A 16,284-nucleotide genomic window follows, 5' to 3' on the forward strand; every position below is an offset into this window, starting at 1 on the left:
GCTGCTATTATTTGCCCAAAAACGATCTCAGCATCCAATTATGCTTTTCGACCCCGGAGTAAATGGCCAACAGCATGTCCGCCGTGACTTCATCGCCCTGTTCCTGAGCGGCGGCTTGTCCTTCTTTGGACTGGCGAATGACCATGTCGAAATCTTCCACCAGATTCGCCACCATGCTCTCTGCCTGCTCATCCCCCTGCGCTTCCTGGATCTGAGACAGCTCCAGCACGCCCTTCATGGTTGCGACCGGCTGCCCGCCCAGCGTCAATAAGCGTTCGGCCAATTCATCGATATGCATGGAAGCCTCATTGTACAGCTCCTCAAATTTGGCATGCAAAGTGAAAAATTGCGCGCCTTTCACATACCAATGGTAATTGTGCAGCTTAATATACAGTACACTCCAGTTGGCGACCTGCTCGTTCAGAATCCCGGTTAACCCGTTCTTCGTCAACGTCGTTCCTCCCTTCGGAAGTAAATTTACCCAAATTATTGTATCCTTACAGTTCTAAAAACATGCGGACCGGCCAAAGCGGGCCACGGGATTTTCTGCAAGCTGCTGTTACGCCTCCTCAATTCCCTGCGGACCAGGGAGGAGAACACCATACTGACTGCCGTAGCGATACCGGTCGATTGAAAAGAAAACTGGAAAGCATAGTAAACGGCAGTCCCAGCAATGACATCAATTAGAATGATCTGTTTCACTTTAGGTATGGAGACGACCATAAACACCACTTTTTGCTTTTTCCTCCGGCTCACGATTCCTGCCCCTCCCGTTTCCCTCGCTGTAAAATCCATTGTTCATTGTATGGGCGGGATGTGTTGTCCGATTCTTCTTTTGTCACGCAAGAAAGCGGCCCGAGGGCCGCTTTCTGCCATGATCCTTATTCCCAGTCCGGTTCCGGTTCAGCCGGTGATTGCGGGTTCCGGCACTCGGATTTGTCGCAAAATCCCGAGTACACGATCACTCTGTCCGTATCCAGTGTATCCACCATCGTTCCGCAGCTTCTGCAAACAATAACTCCCAAAGGTAATCTTTTTACAGGCTGACTCATTGCCGTTCCTTCACCCTCTCGAGAATGTGTTTTGCATGGAGTACTATATGTGTATTAGGTAAGCGCTTACGTTATGACGGTAAGTTTCGGATATCAACAACAAATGTCCTCTACGGGAGGACATTGCTGCTGCCTGTTTATCAGGTGAAAGTGTGCGCTGCAGCTTGACCGCCCTATTCGACAGCGCTGCGAACAAAAGAAAAAGAACCCGCTGGAGACAGCTGCCTTCAGCGGGTTCTTATATAATATTCAGTTCATTTCTATGCTTTCTTCACATACAAGCGGCTGGTAGATTCCCAAATCTCGCCCGGAGCCAGGCCGAACAGGCCGATCTCGTCTGCAGGAAGGTTGGATTTAGGCGCATTCACCAGGTTGATTTGAGGCTCGGGACAGAAGAAGCCTTCCGTTGCAAAGTTGTTCCAGATCATCCACTGCTTATACGAAGTTCCTACATCGTATACCAAGGTCACGCCGGCTTTTGTATCGGTCAGTTCCATGCGGTTGCGGCCGCCTTGAGCAAGTGCGGTGTAGTGATTGTCCATCGCCTCGTAGAACGGATAGACTCCTCCGTCGCGCATCAGGCTCTCATTTTCGGTCAGGGCTTGGTACTGCCCTGTTGGCAGCATGCGCTTGGACATTTCCCAACGTTCGCCGACGGTTAACTTCAAGCGGTAATCCTTGGCACTCGCGCCAGGTACGAAAGGTGCGTTCACGGAAGTGTGGAAGGCCAGCAAGCAAGGCATTTCCGTTTCGCCTTCATTACGTACAAGCACTTGCTGGGACAGGCCATCGCGGCTCAGCGAGTAACGAAGCTGCAGCGTAAAGCGGAAAGGAAGATACTTGTACACGCCGTGGTGCTCATCCACAGTTAAGGACACAATCACATAGCTTTCGGAAGCGCTGCTTCCGAATTCGTCCACAGTCCACGGAATGTCATGGACAAAGCCGTGCAGATGGTTGCCCGTTGCTTCTTCATTGACCGGAAACTGGAGAACCTGACCTTTCCATGGGAACTGCCCGTCTTCATAACGGTTCGGCGGAAACAGGACCGGAATCCCGTGAATGATCGGCCGTGCTTTGAAGGACGGCATCTCCTCTTCCGTCGGCTCATGCAGGAAACGACATCCGCTTTCGGTATCGCGGAACGCAATCAGGTTCGCCCCGATTTCCGGCAGGACCGCCGCCTCGTAACGCCCGTGCTGAAGCCAGACTGCACGCTCCCCTTGATATGTACCTTCGTAAGCTTTGTTTTGAGTCATGTCGGATCTCCTTTATATAGTTATTAGTATAATTGCAGTCCTTCTTGCACCAATTGCCCTGCCCTGGGCTCTAGTAACTAGAGTAGCACAGATCCCGCGGGCGCAACAATGCTGTAAGGAGGATTAGTCCTGATAAGCAGCCCTTATGTTGCGCTAGAAAAGATTAAACTGCCAAACCCATCAAGGGACGTAAGCTTGCTTACTCCGCCCTCTCATCCAAGTCCTCATTGTACGCCAAAATTCCCCGCTTAAAATACTGCAGCTTTTCATCTGTGGTTGTTTCCATCAAGTTGGTAATCAGCAGCTCAACACTTTCCTTGTATTGCCGGCTATTATACAGCGACATGGCGAGAAACACCTGGATCGCCCGGTTCTCCGGGAATTCTGCCCGGCCTCGGCGCAGGGTTTCCACTGCTTTGTCATAGAAACCCCAGTAGCGGTAAGTGCTCCCTAGTCCCATCAGGCACCGTTCCAGATCGGGACCGGAAAGTCCCAGCTCAAGCGCATGCTCGTAGTAAGGGATGGCTTCCCGCCCCAAGCCGGAGTTATCATGCGCAATGCCCGTCTGATAATGAATTTCCGCTGCATCCGGGTATTCCGACAGCAGCTGCAGTAAATGCGCCCTTACCTCGGCCAAAAGTGCCTGATCCTGTTCGGCTCTTCCTTTTTCCCGAAGCTCTATCAGCTTGCTCAAAGCATCTGTATGCATGTCCTCGTCTCCTTACTTGCTATGCATCTTAAACTCCAAAAACAGCTCGTTATAATGAGCGAGCATCCGCTTGCCGAGGTTCTCGTACACTTCGAGCTTTTCGGTCAGCTCCGAGTCCAGCATAAAGTTGATGAACTCGTGGGCCCCTTCGATATTGCGTGCCGTTTTCGGGATTACCATATTATCGAACCACAGGTTCGATCCCTCCTCCGGCACAACATAATCGAGCTTCTCGTTCTCGCCCATAATCTCCGACGCGTCCCCGGACCATACCAGTCCCACCGCTGCTTCCTCGTTCGCCAGCAGCAGCTTGATCTCGTCGCCCACAATCGCCTTCACGTTCGGTGTCAGGGCGTCCAGCTTGCGCTTCGCCTCCTGCAGATGCGCTTCCTTCGTATCATTCAGCGAATAATGAAGCGACTATACTCATTGATAAACTCCTTTTTCTATTGTTTCTATGCCGACATTATAACAGTTTTTTGCAAAAACGGGCACTTCGGCTCGCTTCAAACCAAATTCGGAGATACAATGATAGAAACTACTTACACTTAAGAAACAGGGACGGTGCGGCTATGAGCAAAATAGCGCTGATTGCGGGTGCAAGCGGACTGATCGGGCAGGAGCTGCTGCAGATGCTTTTGAATATCGGGGTTTATCGGGAGGTTATCGCCTTAGTCCGGAGGGAGCTGCCGCTTCAGCATGGGAAGCTGCGGCAGGCGGTTGTCGATTTTGACGGGCTGGACAAGCTGGACCGGTCTGTGCTGTCGGCGGACGATGTGTTCTGCTGCCTCGGTACGACGATCAAAAAAGCCGGCTCCAAGGAAGCGATGTACCGCATCGACGCGGAGTACCCGCTGGCTCTGGCCTGTGCTGCCCGCTCCGCCGGCGCATCGCAGTACATCGTCGTCAGCTCCATCGGAGCCGACGCAAACTCTTCTAACTTCTACCTGCGCACAAAAGGTGCTATGGAAGAAGGGCTTCGTGCGCAGGGCTTCGCGGCCCTGCACATCATGCGGCCCTCCCTGCTGCTCGGTGAGCGGCAGGAGTTCCGCTTTGGAGAGCGGGCGGCGGCGGTGCTCGCCAAGCCGCTCTCGGTCTTGCTGGCCGGACCGCTGCGGAAATACCGCCCGGTCCAGGCCAGTGTTGTGGCGCGCGCCATGCTTCACGCGGCGCAGCGCGAGCCCCGGGGCGTCTCCGTCCACGAGTCGGAGACGCTCCCGGCCCTGGCCGGGCGGGCTTAGGCCCGGCCTGGCGGGTTGGCCCGGGCGGCCTTGGGCACGCGGGCTGGGCCGGGCTCCGTGGCCGGCCCAGCGACGGCCTCAGCTCGCATGCGGAACAGGCCAGCCAGGCCCCCGCGACAGGAGCTAACCTCCAGCGGATGTTATGTCCGGACCACTCCTCTCCCATGGGGCTGTTAGTCCGTTCCTCTACATGCCGGGTATCCCATGGCATCCTCATAGTCCGTTCCTCTACTTCCCAGGTATCCCCTAGGTCCGCTCTCCCTCAATAGTCCGTGTACCGAAAGTAACCAATTACCTTATTCTGCACCCGAATTACCATAAAACTGCCCATTCCAGCCCACTCGTCCCTTCAAACGACCATGAATTTCCTAATTCTGCGCCTCTGACTACCGATTAAGGTAAATCTGTGTCGTTTACAGCTAGTTACTTAAAATATCAACTTTATAGCGTAATTCGGCGGCAGAATAGAGAAATTCATTACCATAAGTGATCCGGGTATCCCATGGCATCCTCATAGTCCGTTCCTCTACTTCCCAGGTATCCCCAAGGTCCGCTCTCCCTCAATAGTCCATGTACCGAAAGTAACCAATTACCTTATTCTGCACCCGAATTACCATAAAACTGCCCATTCCAGCCCACTCGTCCCTTCAAACGATAATTAATTACCATAATACGTCCTCGTGACGACCGAATATGGTAATTAATTGTCGTTTACAGCTAGATTACTTAAAATATCAACTTTATATCGTAATCCAGCGACAGAATAGCGAAACTCATTACCATAATGTGCTCGCAGCAGCTATCGACCCCCGAATATGCAGCATATCTACTAAACACAAAAAAGCCCGGCGCCGATATCGGCAGCCAGGCTCCATGACATATTACTTATCTTTATCCTTACCTTTCCCCTTCTTCTCTTCCTCTTTTAAATTCACGCTGACTGCTGCAGTAGCCGGGGACACATTCCCGCTCCGGTCAACCGCCTTGACGGTGAACGTATAGGTCCGGTGCTTATCCAGCCCGGTGACATCGTACTTAAGACCAGCGGCATCAGCCAGCTTCACGCCGTCGCGGTACACTTCGTAGCCGGCGATCCCGTCATTGTCTGAGGCGTCCTGCCAGCTCAGGCGAATGGCGCTTTTCCGGTCCGTCACGGTAAAGGCAAGGCCGGCAGGCGCTGCAGGCGGCTGCAAATCCGGCTCGTTGTGTACATACAGCTCATGAATCGACCACCAACTGCCGGACTCGCCGGTCTGCACGATCCGTACATAGCGGGCTTCTGCTGTACGGAAGGAAATGTCCGTTACGGTATTCCCGCTGCCCGCGGTAACAGGCTGGCCCCAATCCGTACCATCCGAGGAAACATAAATTTCATATCCCGGAGGGTAGTCTTTCGGCGATCCCGTCGTATCCAGCACAACCCGGTTGAACCGATGCAGTGACCCTAGATCCAGCGTGAACCATTGGCCGCCCTTCATCCCTTGGCCGGAACTCCAGCGGGATGCGGGGTTGCCGTCCCATGCATTGGCTGCCGGCGTACCGTCGCTCGATAAGGTTACCGCCGACCAGCCGATGCGCGGCAGGCGCGTGGAAACTTTCGTCTTCACCTTTAAAGGAACGCTAAGCTCCGACACATTCCCGGAACGGTCCCGCGCCGTTACAGTAAATGTGTACTCGGTATCTCCCTGCAATCCGGCAGCCACATACTCCGTACCTGCCAATTTTGCTAACAAGGCACCGTTTTGATACAAGTTATATCCCGCCACTCCCACATTATCCGACGCTGCCAACCAGCTTAACGATATGGATTCGCCGGTCTGCGCCAAAGACTGCAGCCCCGCTGGCACTGAAGGGGGCTCCACATCCGTAACCAGCGACTCCACCGACAGATTGTCAAAAAAAGCAAAGTTATACTGTGCCCCGAATGCGATCGTGCCGTAGGCAAGTTCCGAGGCCGCCGACTTGTCAAACAATAGCTGGGTCTGGTCTCCTTTGCGGCCTTCGATCCGAATCTGTCCATCCTTATAGGAAATGGTGAGATCGGCGCCATCTTTCAGCGAATACCCGCTCATCTGCCCCAGTTCGGTTTTGACACCGCCTACAATTGAGCTAAGCACCAGCCGGTTCGGCTCATTCCCGCCCGTTTCCAGCACATAAGTGTTGTCCGCGTCCTGATCCTGGAAGTAAACGCGGATCAAGTTCGCTTCCCCCGTCCCCCAAGCGTTCACACGGAATTTATAAGTAACCTGGCCGGCAAAAGAATCCCCGGAATAGACCGCCAAAGCATCGCCGCCCCAGTTTCCGGTCTGCAGCGCTCCGCCGCTTACCTCCGCCGAACTCAACGTCCATCCTTCCAAAGGAGCCTTGTCAAAATTCTGCTCATACCGCTTCAAAGCATCCACAGCCGGCGTAGTAATCGTCATCTCCGCAGGTGCGGACCGGTTTCCCGTACCGTCCACGGCTTCTACCCGGATCTGATAAGCGGTGCTCTTCGTCAGCTGTTTCAGTGCATACACCGTGTTCTCCGTCGTCCCCGCCAGCTGCCCGTCAACATAAACGTTATATCCCGCCACACCAAAATTATCCGTCGCAGCATTCCACGTCAACGTAGCATAACTTGTCGTCAGCTCGGCCGCCTGCAATCCGCCAGGCGCCGTCGGCGCTTCCGTGTCCGGCCCGGTCTGGCCGCTGTCTACCAGCACACTGACATTGTCGGCAAAAGACTGCGCACCCGCCGCGCTCACCCCGATACGGCCACCGGCGTAGGAAGCATCCTGGATGCCGTCGAACAGCACGGTCTCCGTCCCGGCGCGCGAACCTGTGACCTTAATAGCGCCTCCGGCCCCATAGGTCACCTGAATCACCGGCCAATCCCATTGGTTAATGGGAAATGAGCCGTTATAAGTGCCGAGCGTCTTCGCCGCGCCGCCCGTCAGCTTCACCAGCTCCACGGTATTCGCCGCACCGCCGCCGATCTGGACATAATACCCGTTCGCTCCATCCTCGCTCAGGTTAAAATACACCCGCGTCTTGCCGTTGTTATCCCCGGCATCCGTCTGCAGCGCCGCGCTGTACGCGTAATAGCCGCTGCCTTCTGCCGGCGCCGTAAACGTGCGCCCCGTATAGACCGCGCGGCCCTCGCCGCTCCAGCCGGTCAGCTTCAGCCGGCCGTATTCCAGCGAACTGCCGCTGAGACTCCAGCCGGAAGCCGTGTTCGCGTCGAAATTCTCCGCGTAGCCGTCGAACGTCTGCACGGTCACCGTTTCACCGAATTCCGAGCGATTCAAGTTTGTATCCTTTGCCCCGACTTTAAAGTTATAGACTGTGGCCTTTTTCAGCCCGGTCACCGTAAACTTGGTGTTCCCGTATGTTGAGCCCACCCGTTTGGTCCCTTGATAGATCTCATACTCCATGACACGCTCATTATCGGCGGACGGCTCCCAGCTTAACGTGACCGAGTTCGTCGTCCTGGCGTCCACTTTCAGGCCGCTCGGCACGGTAGGCGCTTCCGCATCCATCGCACGGAAATCCGGATCGGCCAGCGGTGCCCTGCGCTCCCCGCCCCCGCCAATGCGGTCCGGGGCACTGTTGTCGACAATCTGAAGCTTTGAAATCAGCTTCACCATGTCGTTGTAATACGCTTTGGCTTCTCCGCCCGCCCAATCTCCTTGATTGAACGAGTAGCCGTAATGCTCCTCAAACTCAAAGCGGGCTTCCCTCGCCAAGCTGAAACCATAAGCATCCCAGCCAGTATCGTCCGCAATGTATGCGCCGTAATCCTGAAGCGCGTGGAAGAACTTACGTCCGACCTCGCTGGTCAAACCAAGGCTTTCCGCCGTCTCACCCGGCGGAATGGCCAGCAAAGCGCCCATTTCCAGCTTCGGATTGGTGCCGTGGTAGTTGTTCGGAGCGCCGTTATCCGCACGGTCCGCAGGCCAGCGATACCCCGGGGTGGTATCGTTCACTTTATCGTAATGCAGGTAGTTGCCCCATACGTTAATCTTCAACGCGTGCCGGATCGGGTCCGGACCGGTCAGCTCTCCATGGCGGATCGAACCTCCGAAACCGGACAAGCCTGATCCCCAGTGGGTACCGTAAATACCGGTCCCGTAAATATCTTCATTCGGCATTTTCTGATAACCGAATACCGGCCCGCCTTCCTTATTCCGGCAAAGCGGCTCGATGGAAATCAGCGAACGCCCGTCGGGCTTCAGAAATGTCGATACATTATTAGGCGTCTCATAAATCCCCCCGGTCGTAATCGTATCCGCCACGACAAAGTCATCCGGAATATGCATAGACACCTCCCCTTCAGGCGGGTTCGTCTCCGTACACCGGTCCGTCCAGCCGCCCGGCGAATAGATCGGCCTTACCGGATCCGACTCCTGCGTCTTCATATGCCACTCGTCATCCGAATGTACATACCCTTGACCCGGCAGATTGGCCGGCTGATAATCTGCCCCGCTGCCGATCGGCATGTTCCAGATGCTGTCCTGCGAGAACGGCGCAAGCCAAGGATCCCGTCCGGTTCCCGCCGCTCCCGCTCCTCCGCCTGTACCCGGCGTCCCTGTAGCCGTCTGCCCCAATACAGCAGCATTCTCGGATCCGCCGCCCGGCCCGCCGCTATTTGGCGCCGTTTCTCCATAAGCGGGAATAGCCCCCGTCCCCAGCATAAGAACAGCTGCGATGGCTGCCAGCCCTGTCCTCCTAAACCCTCTACTATTGTGTCTTCCACTTTGGTTCATAAACGCCCTCCCGCCAATATTTATGTTACCGCTTACAGTATAAGTTCTCGGCATCTTCCCCTTATATAAAAGGATTTGGAGGTTTATAACATTTTCTGGATATCTCTCTATCACAACTCCCTCCCCCTCAAACTGACGAAGAGAATGCTATAAAACGAGAAATTGTATTATATCTCCCCTTCCGCTCTGCTTCTAAAATAAGAACATACCCAGTTATACAACAAGTTCAGGAGGAACTGCCATGAATACTTTATCTATTGAAAATGCAAAAATGCGATTGACGTTCGGGAGCGCAGCAAGCTCATTTCTTGAATACACCGTCAGCTCCAGCGGAAGGACCTATCAGCTGGGGGTACCGGTGTTTCAGATTGACGGGAAACAGCAGGTACTGGTCCCGACAAATCTGCGTCTAAGCGGCGACCCGGTCAAGCTCCGCAACGGAAGCACCGAGCACCGCATTACCGCCGAAGCCCACACAGGCAACGCCGAATACACTCTTCAATTGACGGTAAGGGTTACGCCCGGCAGCCCGGTTGTCCGCTTCAAGTACGCGCTAGCCGGTGCAAGTTTCCATCACCTTACCAAAACAGACGGAGCCGACGATCTAACCTACTTTACCTATTCGTTATCCGATCTTCCTCAAGCCAAAGAAGTACGCTTCTCCGAATTCATCGATATGGTGCACAGCTATTGCTTGTCTGAGCTGCAGCTGGCAGACCGCGACTTTACAAATGATCGCAGCGTCATGGGGCCGATGCTGGTCGCCGGCGACGATTCGCACACCCTGCTCACTGCTTACGAGCATGGATCCCAAGTGCCGGACGCCTTTTTGGAATACCGTCTGGACGGTGACCGCAATGTCCGCCTTTCCGCCGTCAAAGGCAACTACTTAACCGGTCAATCCCTCCACACGCCGTTCGAAACTGTCTGGTTCCAAATCGCCGCTATCGAAGGTGATGAGGACGAACTCGCCCGCGAGTACCGCGCTTTCATGCTGAACGGCATGAGTGAGAATACCGAGAGCCGCAAGCCTTACATTTTTTATAACACATGGAATCTGCAGGAACGGACCAAGCACTGGTACAAAGGCAAATTCCTGGACGCCATGCATCAAGACCGGGTCATGGAGGAAATCGAACGTGCTCACCGATTAGGTGTTGAGGTATTCGTAATCGATGCGGGCTGGTTTGAGAAAACCGGCGACTGGATCGTCAACCGCGAGCGTTTCCCGGGCGGCCTGAAGTCCATTAAGGCGAAACTGGATGAGTACGGCATGAAGCTCGGCCTATGGTTCGAACCTACATCCGCAGCGCTCTCCTCTAACATGGCGCACAAGCATCTCGATGCCGTTATGGGAAGAGACGGAGCCAAAGTTCCTCCGCGTCCCGTATGGGAAACGGAAGAAAGCTACTATATGTGCCTGGTGAGCGGGTATGCGGAGTCGTTTGCCGATGAATTGATCCGTCTCGTAAAAGAGGTAGGCGTCACCTACTTTAAATGGGACTGGATCTCCCAATACGGCTGCGACGATCCGAACCACTGGCACGGGGACGAAACCCACAGCCGCGAAGAGCGCAAGCAGTATTATGCCTTCATGATGGGCCGCTATATGTCGAACATTGTAGACAAGCTTTGCGCCGAATGCCCGGAGGCGATCGTGGATTTCGATGTGACGGAAGGCGAACGCTATGTTGGCCTCGGCTTCCTCTCGTCCGGCAAGTACTTCCTGATCAACAACGGGCCGTATTATCAAAATTACGACCTTCCGGGGGATTTGAACGACGGAAACGGGAACATCTTCTTCTATCCGGGACCTGCCCGCGGATGGATTACCCGTACACCGTTGAACTTGGACAAGTGGATTCCTTCGGTGCTGTACCTCACGCACTACTTCCCGGACGACCGCCATCAGCTGACCAGCATTGCGACCCTGGTGCTCGGGCATAACGGCATCTGGGGCGACCTGTCCGTCGTTTCCGACGAAGGCATTACGCACATGCGCAGATGGCTCGACCTGTATAAACAGGTGCGTGGCGACATAACAGCCAGTACAATAAAGTTGACCGGGACGGTAGGCGGCAGCCCGGAGATTTACGAAAAAATCAACCCGCACACCGGCCGGGGCGTCGTGTCCCTCTTCGCCGGATCGCCGGGACGCTACAGCTTTGTGACCGAGTACCCTGTGGACCGTTCCTTCGCAGCCAGTGAGGGAGCCGAGGTTTCTTTTGATGCGGAAGGACATGCCAAAATTGATGTAACCTTCAACGAAACCGGTGCCCGCATGGTCCTGTTCGGTGTGACGGAGTAGTGCGGGAGACCCTGCTTGAAAACGTTTTAATATATCAACATAGGACTATGAAAAACGAAATTGTTTTATATCGGACGGAATCCGGATTGAATTAAGATAAACGTAAGACATCCGATGAAGGTCATGCAGCATTTTAAAGGAGGAACAAACAATGAGGGGTTTCAAGAACAAGAAAAAGTGGTTGAGCACCGCACTCGTAGCATCTTTACTGGTCATCTCCGCCTGCAGCAACAACGCCGGCACCAACAATGCCGAGAACAAGGGAGCCGAGAACGGCGGCAAAACAAATACGGAGGCGAACCAGCCTGCCGAGAACACGGATCCGCTGGGCAAATACGCAGAGCCGATCACGCTGACTACCGCTAAAGTGTTGGAGGGCGACGTAAAGTTTAAAGAAGGAGAGAATATTGACAACAATGTTCTCGATAAGACGATTGAGAAGGATCTGAACATCAAGTTGAAGTACCTGTGGACTGCGGCATCCGCGCCGGAATTCACCGAGAAAGTCCGCTTGGCGCTGTCGGCCAATCAGGAATTGCCGGATATGCTGACTACGAATGATACGCTGTTGTTTGCACAACTCGTTCAATCCGGGAAGTACCAGCCTGTTGATGAGCTATTCGATAAGTATGCGATCGATAACTGGAAGAAAGCTGCTGAGGACTATCCGGAAACATGGGCGGGCGTAACCATCGACGGCAAAAAGTACGGTCTGCCTACCTACAACATGATCGGCCGCGGCAACTCCATGTGGATCCGGGAAGACTGGCTGAAGAAATTAAACCTGAAAGCTCCGGCTACGATCGAGGAACTGGAAACGGTGCTGGATGCATTCACCAATAAAGACCCTGACGGCAACGGAAAGAAAGATACGTTCGGTACGGTCATCGGCCCGAAAAACGCAGCCGTGAACACATCCTGGCTAGGCTCGGCTGACGTTGCGTTTAATGTTGACGGCGTCATTTCCAACGATAATGCCTGGTTTGAAAACGCGGACGGCAAGCTGTACCAACCCTTGTTAACCCCAGCGGCAAAGACAGGACTGCAGCGCCTGCAAAACTGGATGAAGAACGGCTATATGCCGAAAGACAGCGGGATTTACGATGAAATGAAAGCCGGCGAGCTGTTCACCAAAGGCCAGATAGGTGTGGTCTTCGGAGCCTACTGGCTGTCGATCTGGCCTTTCCCGGATCTGTTGAAAAATGTGCCCGGCTCCGAGTTTAAAGCTTATCCGTACCCGACAGGAAAAGACGGCACGCTGAAAATCCCGAGAGAAAATCCGACCAACGGCAATATCACTCTGATCAAAAAAGATGTGGAACATCCGGAAGCTGTCATCAAGTACATGAACTGGTTTTACAAAAATTATTTGAACGCGGACAAAGGCTCCATTTATGAATACGGACTGGCCAAAGGGTATGACTGGGATGAGGTAGACGGCCAGCCTACAAATGACAAGAGCAAGCTGCCGAACTATATTGACGCCGTGCGGATCAGCGTTCAGAAAGACTATACGCTGCCCGGCCTATGGGTAGACATGCTGAAGAAGTTTACGTCCGGCGGTAAACCGGAAACTCCGATTGAAGTGAAGCAATTCGGCGGAGAAGACGCGAACTCCCTGGCTGCGGCTAAAGTTCTGCTGGATTACCTCGACAAAGGCATTCAAGTTCCATCGGTTCAAGGCGTACCTATAACCAAAACGATGCTGTCCAAAAACTCCATGCTGGATAAAATCCGCAGAGAAACGATCTCCAAAATCATTTACGGCGAAATGTCCGTGGATCAATACGATAAGTTCCTCGAAGACTATAATAAAGCCGGTTATGGCAAAATTGTAGAAGAGGTAAACGAGTGGTATGCGAAGAATAAACAGTAATCGCCAGCTTACCTGAACGTCAGAAAAATCCGCCCCTGCAAGGGCGGATTTTTCATTTATTGAAGACTACCGTTTTCCTCTTATGGTAATGTGGTAATAGTAGTGAGGAGTTACAGGAGGCGTATCATTTTGAACCAATCGATCATTGCCCGCAATCATGTAAACATAAGCGGCAAAGGCAGCCAATATATATTATTTGCGCCCGGGTTCGGGTGCGATCAACAGATGTGGCGTTTTGCCGCACCTGCTTTTGAGGAAGATTATCGTGTCGTATTATTCGATTATGTGGGGTCCGGCAAGTCCGATCTGAGCGCCTACGATCCCGAACGTTACAGCGGCTTGTCCGGTTATGCCCAGGATGTGCTGGACATTTGCCATGCCTTGGATGTGAAGGATGCCATCCTTGTTGGGCACTCCGTCGGCGCCATGATCGGCATTCTAGCCTCTATTAGAGAGCCCTGGCGTTTCAGCCGGCTTGTGCTGATCGGCCCCTCCGCCCGTTATATCAACGATATGCCGAATTACATCGGCGGTTTCGATAAGAAAGACATTGACGAGCTGATCCATCTGATGAAAAACAACGACATGGGCTGGTCCTTGTACCTCGCTCCTGCGGTGATGGGAAACCCGGACCGCCCGGATCTGTCTCTCGAATTACAGCAAAGCTTCTGTGCGATCGATCCGGTGATAGCCCGCCGATTTGCGGAAGCTACCTTCTACGCGGATAACCGGGCGGACTTGAGCAAGGTAACGGTGCCGGCGCTTATTCTGCAATGCAGCCAGGATGCCATTGCACCGCTGGAAGCAGGCGAGTATGTCCACAGTCAAATGGCCGGCAGCACGCTCCAACGGATGCAGGCCACCGGCCACTGCCCGCATATGAGCGCGCCGGAGGAAACGGTAAGCCGAATCAAAGAGTACCTTACCCGTACCTCCCCAACAGCTTCATCTAAGGAAGGTGAACTATAGCAATCATGGATGAACGTATGAAATACGCTCCCTGCGGGTATTTTTCGATGTCCGGGAGCGGCGAAATTCTGGAAGTGAACGACACCCTACTTTCCTGGCTGGAAGCCAACACGGACAGCGTAAGGGGCATCCTCTTTGAATCGCTTTTGTCCCGCTCCAGCCGGGTTTTCTTTCAAATTTACTATACCCCGTTAATCAAATTGAACGGGAAAGTGGAAGAGATGTATGTAACGCTTAGATCCATGAATGAGAAAGATGTCCCTGTGCTCCTGAGCGCAGTGATCCGGGAACGGGACGGCAAGCCGGTGACCGACGGCGTCCTTACTTTGCTGCGCCGGCAAAGCGAATATGAAACACAGGTTGCCGCCAGCAGCAAAGCTGCCGAGCGGGCAAGAGAAGAACTAAGGATGATCCGGGAGAAGCTGTCCAGCACGAAGAAGGAGTTGGAAGAGCTGAAAACCCAGTGGAACACTCACCAATCTTCTAAACCGTTAAATCACAAGGAATTGCGGTAATCCTGCGGCGTGACGCCGAAATGTTTCTTGAACATTTTGATAAAATAAGACGTATTCTGGTACCCGAGCAGTTCGCAGATTTCCTGAATCTTGTAATGGGTGTTCTTCAGGAAATAAGCGGACTTGTCCATCCGGATCCGGTACAGGTAATCGCTTATATTTTCGCCCGTTTCGAGCTTATACAGCTTTGACAGATACCCCGGGTTCAAATATACATGATTGGCGATCGCCTGCAGAGAGACATCCTCCGAGAGCTTCTCCTCCATATACTGCTGAGCCTGCTTAATGATAGCCGTATTGGCGGTTCTGCTTTCCAATTCCAGTTCTTCGCGGATATGCTGCAGGCCTCCCAAAGCCCATTTGCTGAGCAGCTCGACCGAACGCCGCTGATTCCCCTCAAGCTCCAATTCCTTTAAACCTACTATATCGACCAGCTGTTTGCCGCTTTTGTGAGCAATGTAATTGTACGCGGACACGATGGAATAATACACTTCGTTGGCATGTTCTACCGAGTCGCTCCATCTCTCGGACAATTCCGCAAAAATAGCTTGCAGTTTCTCCTCCGCCTCCTCCCAGCGCCCGCCTTCCAGAAGCTGAATCAGCATGGGGGGCTCATACAGCCGCTGCAGGGATTGGACCTGGAGGCTGCGGGAGAACAGCTCTACCTTTTTGACAAATCCGTACTGGCCCCGGGCAATTTTGCGCATTTCCAGGATCATCGTGTCGTACACTTCCGCAACCGAGTCGGGAAAAGCGCTCCAGTCGCTCAGCAGTACCGTGACGGTGCCTTTCAGATACTGTTTCACACTGCTTTGCAGCTCGGCAGCCTTGCCCTCCAGCAGCTGCCTCACCGAGGCCGGTTCCCTCTCGGGGCTGCCGCCTCCCTTCTCCTTCAGCAGAAACGTTAAATACTCGTGGCTGTCCTTGCAGAACCACAGTTCGAAACTCTCTCCCAAAATCTCCTCGGCGATGTTGAGCACCGCATATTCCAGCAGATGAATGCTCGATTTATCGTAGGCAAGAAATTCATCCTCCATCCGGATCAGGAGCATACAATACGAATGGCCCGGGGCCAGCGGGATTTCCAGCAAGGAGAGCCTCCCTTCCAGCGCTTCCCTTCCGCCCGCTTTGCTTCCCTGCAGCAGTTCGCTCAACAGATTTGCTTTCAGCAATGGCAAGTTTTCCTTAAGCGTATAAGCGGCGCGCTGAAACGAGGCCACTTCCTCCCATTCCGCAGACAATTGGTCAATCAGCTTCCGGACCGAAGCGATCAGATCCTCATTGCTTACAGGCTTAAGCAAGTAATCCGATGCGTCAGACTGCAGCGCTTGCTTGGCATATTCAAATTCCGCAAATCCGGTAAGGAGGACGCACTTTGTCCTGCTTTTCAGCTCTTTGATCTTCCGGAGGAGTTCCAGCCCGTTCATTCCCGGCATGCGGATGTCCGTCAGGACCAAATCAATGCTTTCGGTCTGAAAAATATCCAGCGCCTCATATGCGGAGTAAGCTTTAAACACCGCGCTGACGGACAAGTCGTTCCATGGAATTCGCAGCGCCAATGCGTCTACTACCGATGCTTCATCGTCTACGATCATCACTTGATACATATC

At 53.6% G+C, this 16,284-nt stretch carries 12 protein-coding genes and 1 pseudogene; 5 read left to right on the forward strand and 8 right to left on the reverse strand.

Annotated elements, in window-relative coordinates:
• Positions 1 to 7: 7 nt before the first annotated feature.
• The 6 genes and pseudogenes from ACFSUF_RS18020 to ACFSUF_RS18045 all read right to left on the reverse strand — a co-directional run.
• Positions 8 to 451: a Dps family protein gene (locus tag ACFSUF_RS18020; RefSeq protein ID WP_377605032.1), complete on the reverse strand. Its 444-nt coding sequence runs from the start codon at positions 449 to 451 to the stop codon at positions 8 to 10.
• A 35-nt stretch (positions 452 to 486) separates the two neighbouring features.
• Positions 487 to 756 (reverse strand): hypothetical protein, encoded by a 270-nt coding sequence (locus ACFSUF_RS18025; protein WP_377605035.1) that lies wholly within the window; start codon positions 754 to 756, stop codon positions 487 to 489.
• A gap of 125 nt (positions 757 to 881) precedes the next feature.
• Positions 882 to 1,052 (reverse strand): GapA-binding peptide SR1P, encoded by a 171-nt coding sequence (locus tag ACFSUF_RS18030; protein WP_377605037.1) that lies wholly within the window; start codon positions 1,050 to 1,052, stop codon positions 882 to 884.
• A 260-nt stretch (positions 1,053 to 1,312) separates the two neighbouring features.
• A complete protein-coding gene (locus ACFSUF_RS18035; RefSeq protein ID WP_377605039.1) occupies positions 1,313 to 2,311 on the reverse strand; it encodes an aldose 1-epimerase in 999 nt (332 codons plus the stop codon).
• Positions 2,312 to 2,510: 199 nt separating this feature from the next.
• Positions 2,511 to 3,020, reverse strand: coding sequence for a tetratricopeptide repeat protein (locus tag ACFSUF_RS18040; protein WP_377605041.1), 510 nt, complete (start codon positions 3,018 to 3,020; stop codon positions 2,511 to 2,513).
• A 12-nt stretch (positions 3,021 to 3,032) separates the two neighbouring features.
• Positions 3,033 to 3,440: pseudogene (locus ACFSUF_RS18045) on the reverse strand (extracellular solute-binding protein); the annotation flags it as partial.
• Between the two features lie 59 nt (positions 3,441 to 3,499).
• Between ACFSUF_RS18045 and ACFSUF_RS18050 the strand changes: the two are divergent.
• The gene (locus ACFSUF_RS18050; RefSeq protein ID WP_377605043.1) at positions 3,500 to 4,261 is read left to right on the forward strand and encodes an oxidoreductase; all 762 of its coding nucleotides are present in this window, start codon (positions 3,500 to 3,502) and stop codon (positions 4,259 to 4,261) included.
• An 881-nt stretch (positions 4,262 to 5,142) separates the two neighbouring features.
• Here the strand turns inward: ACFSUF_RS18050 and ACFSUF_RS18055 are convergent.
• Positions 5,143 to 9,006, reverse strand: a complete 3,864-nt coding sequence (locus ACFSUF_RS18055; RefSeq protein WP_377605045.1) for a fibronectin type III domain-containing protein — start codon at positions 9,004 to 9,006, stop codon at positions 5,143 to 5,145.
• Between the two features lie 241 nt (positions 9,007 to 9,247).
• Between ACFSUF_RS18055 and ACFSUF_RS18060 the strand changes: the two genes are divergently transcribed.
• The 4 genes from ACFSUF_RS18060 (at position 9,248) to ACFSUF_RS18075 (ending at position 14,674) form a co-directional block, all read left to right on the forward strand.
• The gene (locus ACFSUF_RS18060; protein ID WP_377605047.1) at positions 9,248 to 11,314 is read left to right on the forward strand and encodes an alpha-galactosidase; all 2,067 of its coding nucleotides are present in this window, start codon (positions 9,248 to 9,250) and stop codon (positions 11,312 to 11,314) included.
• Positions 11,315 to 11,465: 151 nt separating this feature from the next.
• Positions 11,466 to 13,190 carry a sugar ABC transporter gene (locus ACFSUF_RS18065; RefSeq protein WP_377605049.1) on the forward strand — a complete coding sequence of 575 codons (1,725 nt, stop codon included), beginning with the start codon at positions 11,466 to 11,468 and terminating at the stop codon, positions 13,188 to 13,190.
• Positions 13,191 to 13,319: 129 nt separating this feature from the next.
• Positions 13,320 to 14,159 carry an alpha/beta fold hydrolase gene (locus ACFSUF_RS18070; RefSeq protein WP_377605051.1) on the forward strand — a complete coding sequence of 280 codons (840 nt, stop codon included), beginning with the start codon at positions 13,320 to 13,322 and terminating at the stop codon, positions 14,157 to 14,159.
• Between the two features lie 5 nt (positions 14,160 to 14,164).
• Positions 14,165 to 14,674 carry a serine/threonine protein phosphatase gene (locus ACFSUF_RS18075; protein WP_377605053.1) on the forward strand — a complete coding sequence of 170 codons (510 nt, stop codon included), beginning with the start codon at positions 14,165 to 14,167 and terminating at the stop codon, positions 14,672 to 14,674.
• Here ACFSUF_RS18075 and ACFSUF_RS18080 read toward each other — a convergent pair.
• Entirely contained in the window at positions 14,656 to 16,281 is a 1,626-nt protein-coding gene (locus ACFSUF_RS18080) for a response regulator transcription factor (RefSeq protein ID WP_377605055.1), read from the reverse strand. The two genes, ACFSUF_RS18075 and ACFSUF_RS18080, sit on opposite strands and share 19 nt — an antisense overlap.
• Between the last annotated feature and the right edge of the window lie 3 nt (positions 16,282 to 16,284).

This window comes from Paenibacillus gansuensis (assembly GCF_042684925.1).
GTDB lineage: Bacteria > Bacillota > Bacilli > Paenibacillales > DY6 > Paenibacillus_N > Paenibacillus_N gansuensis.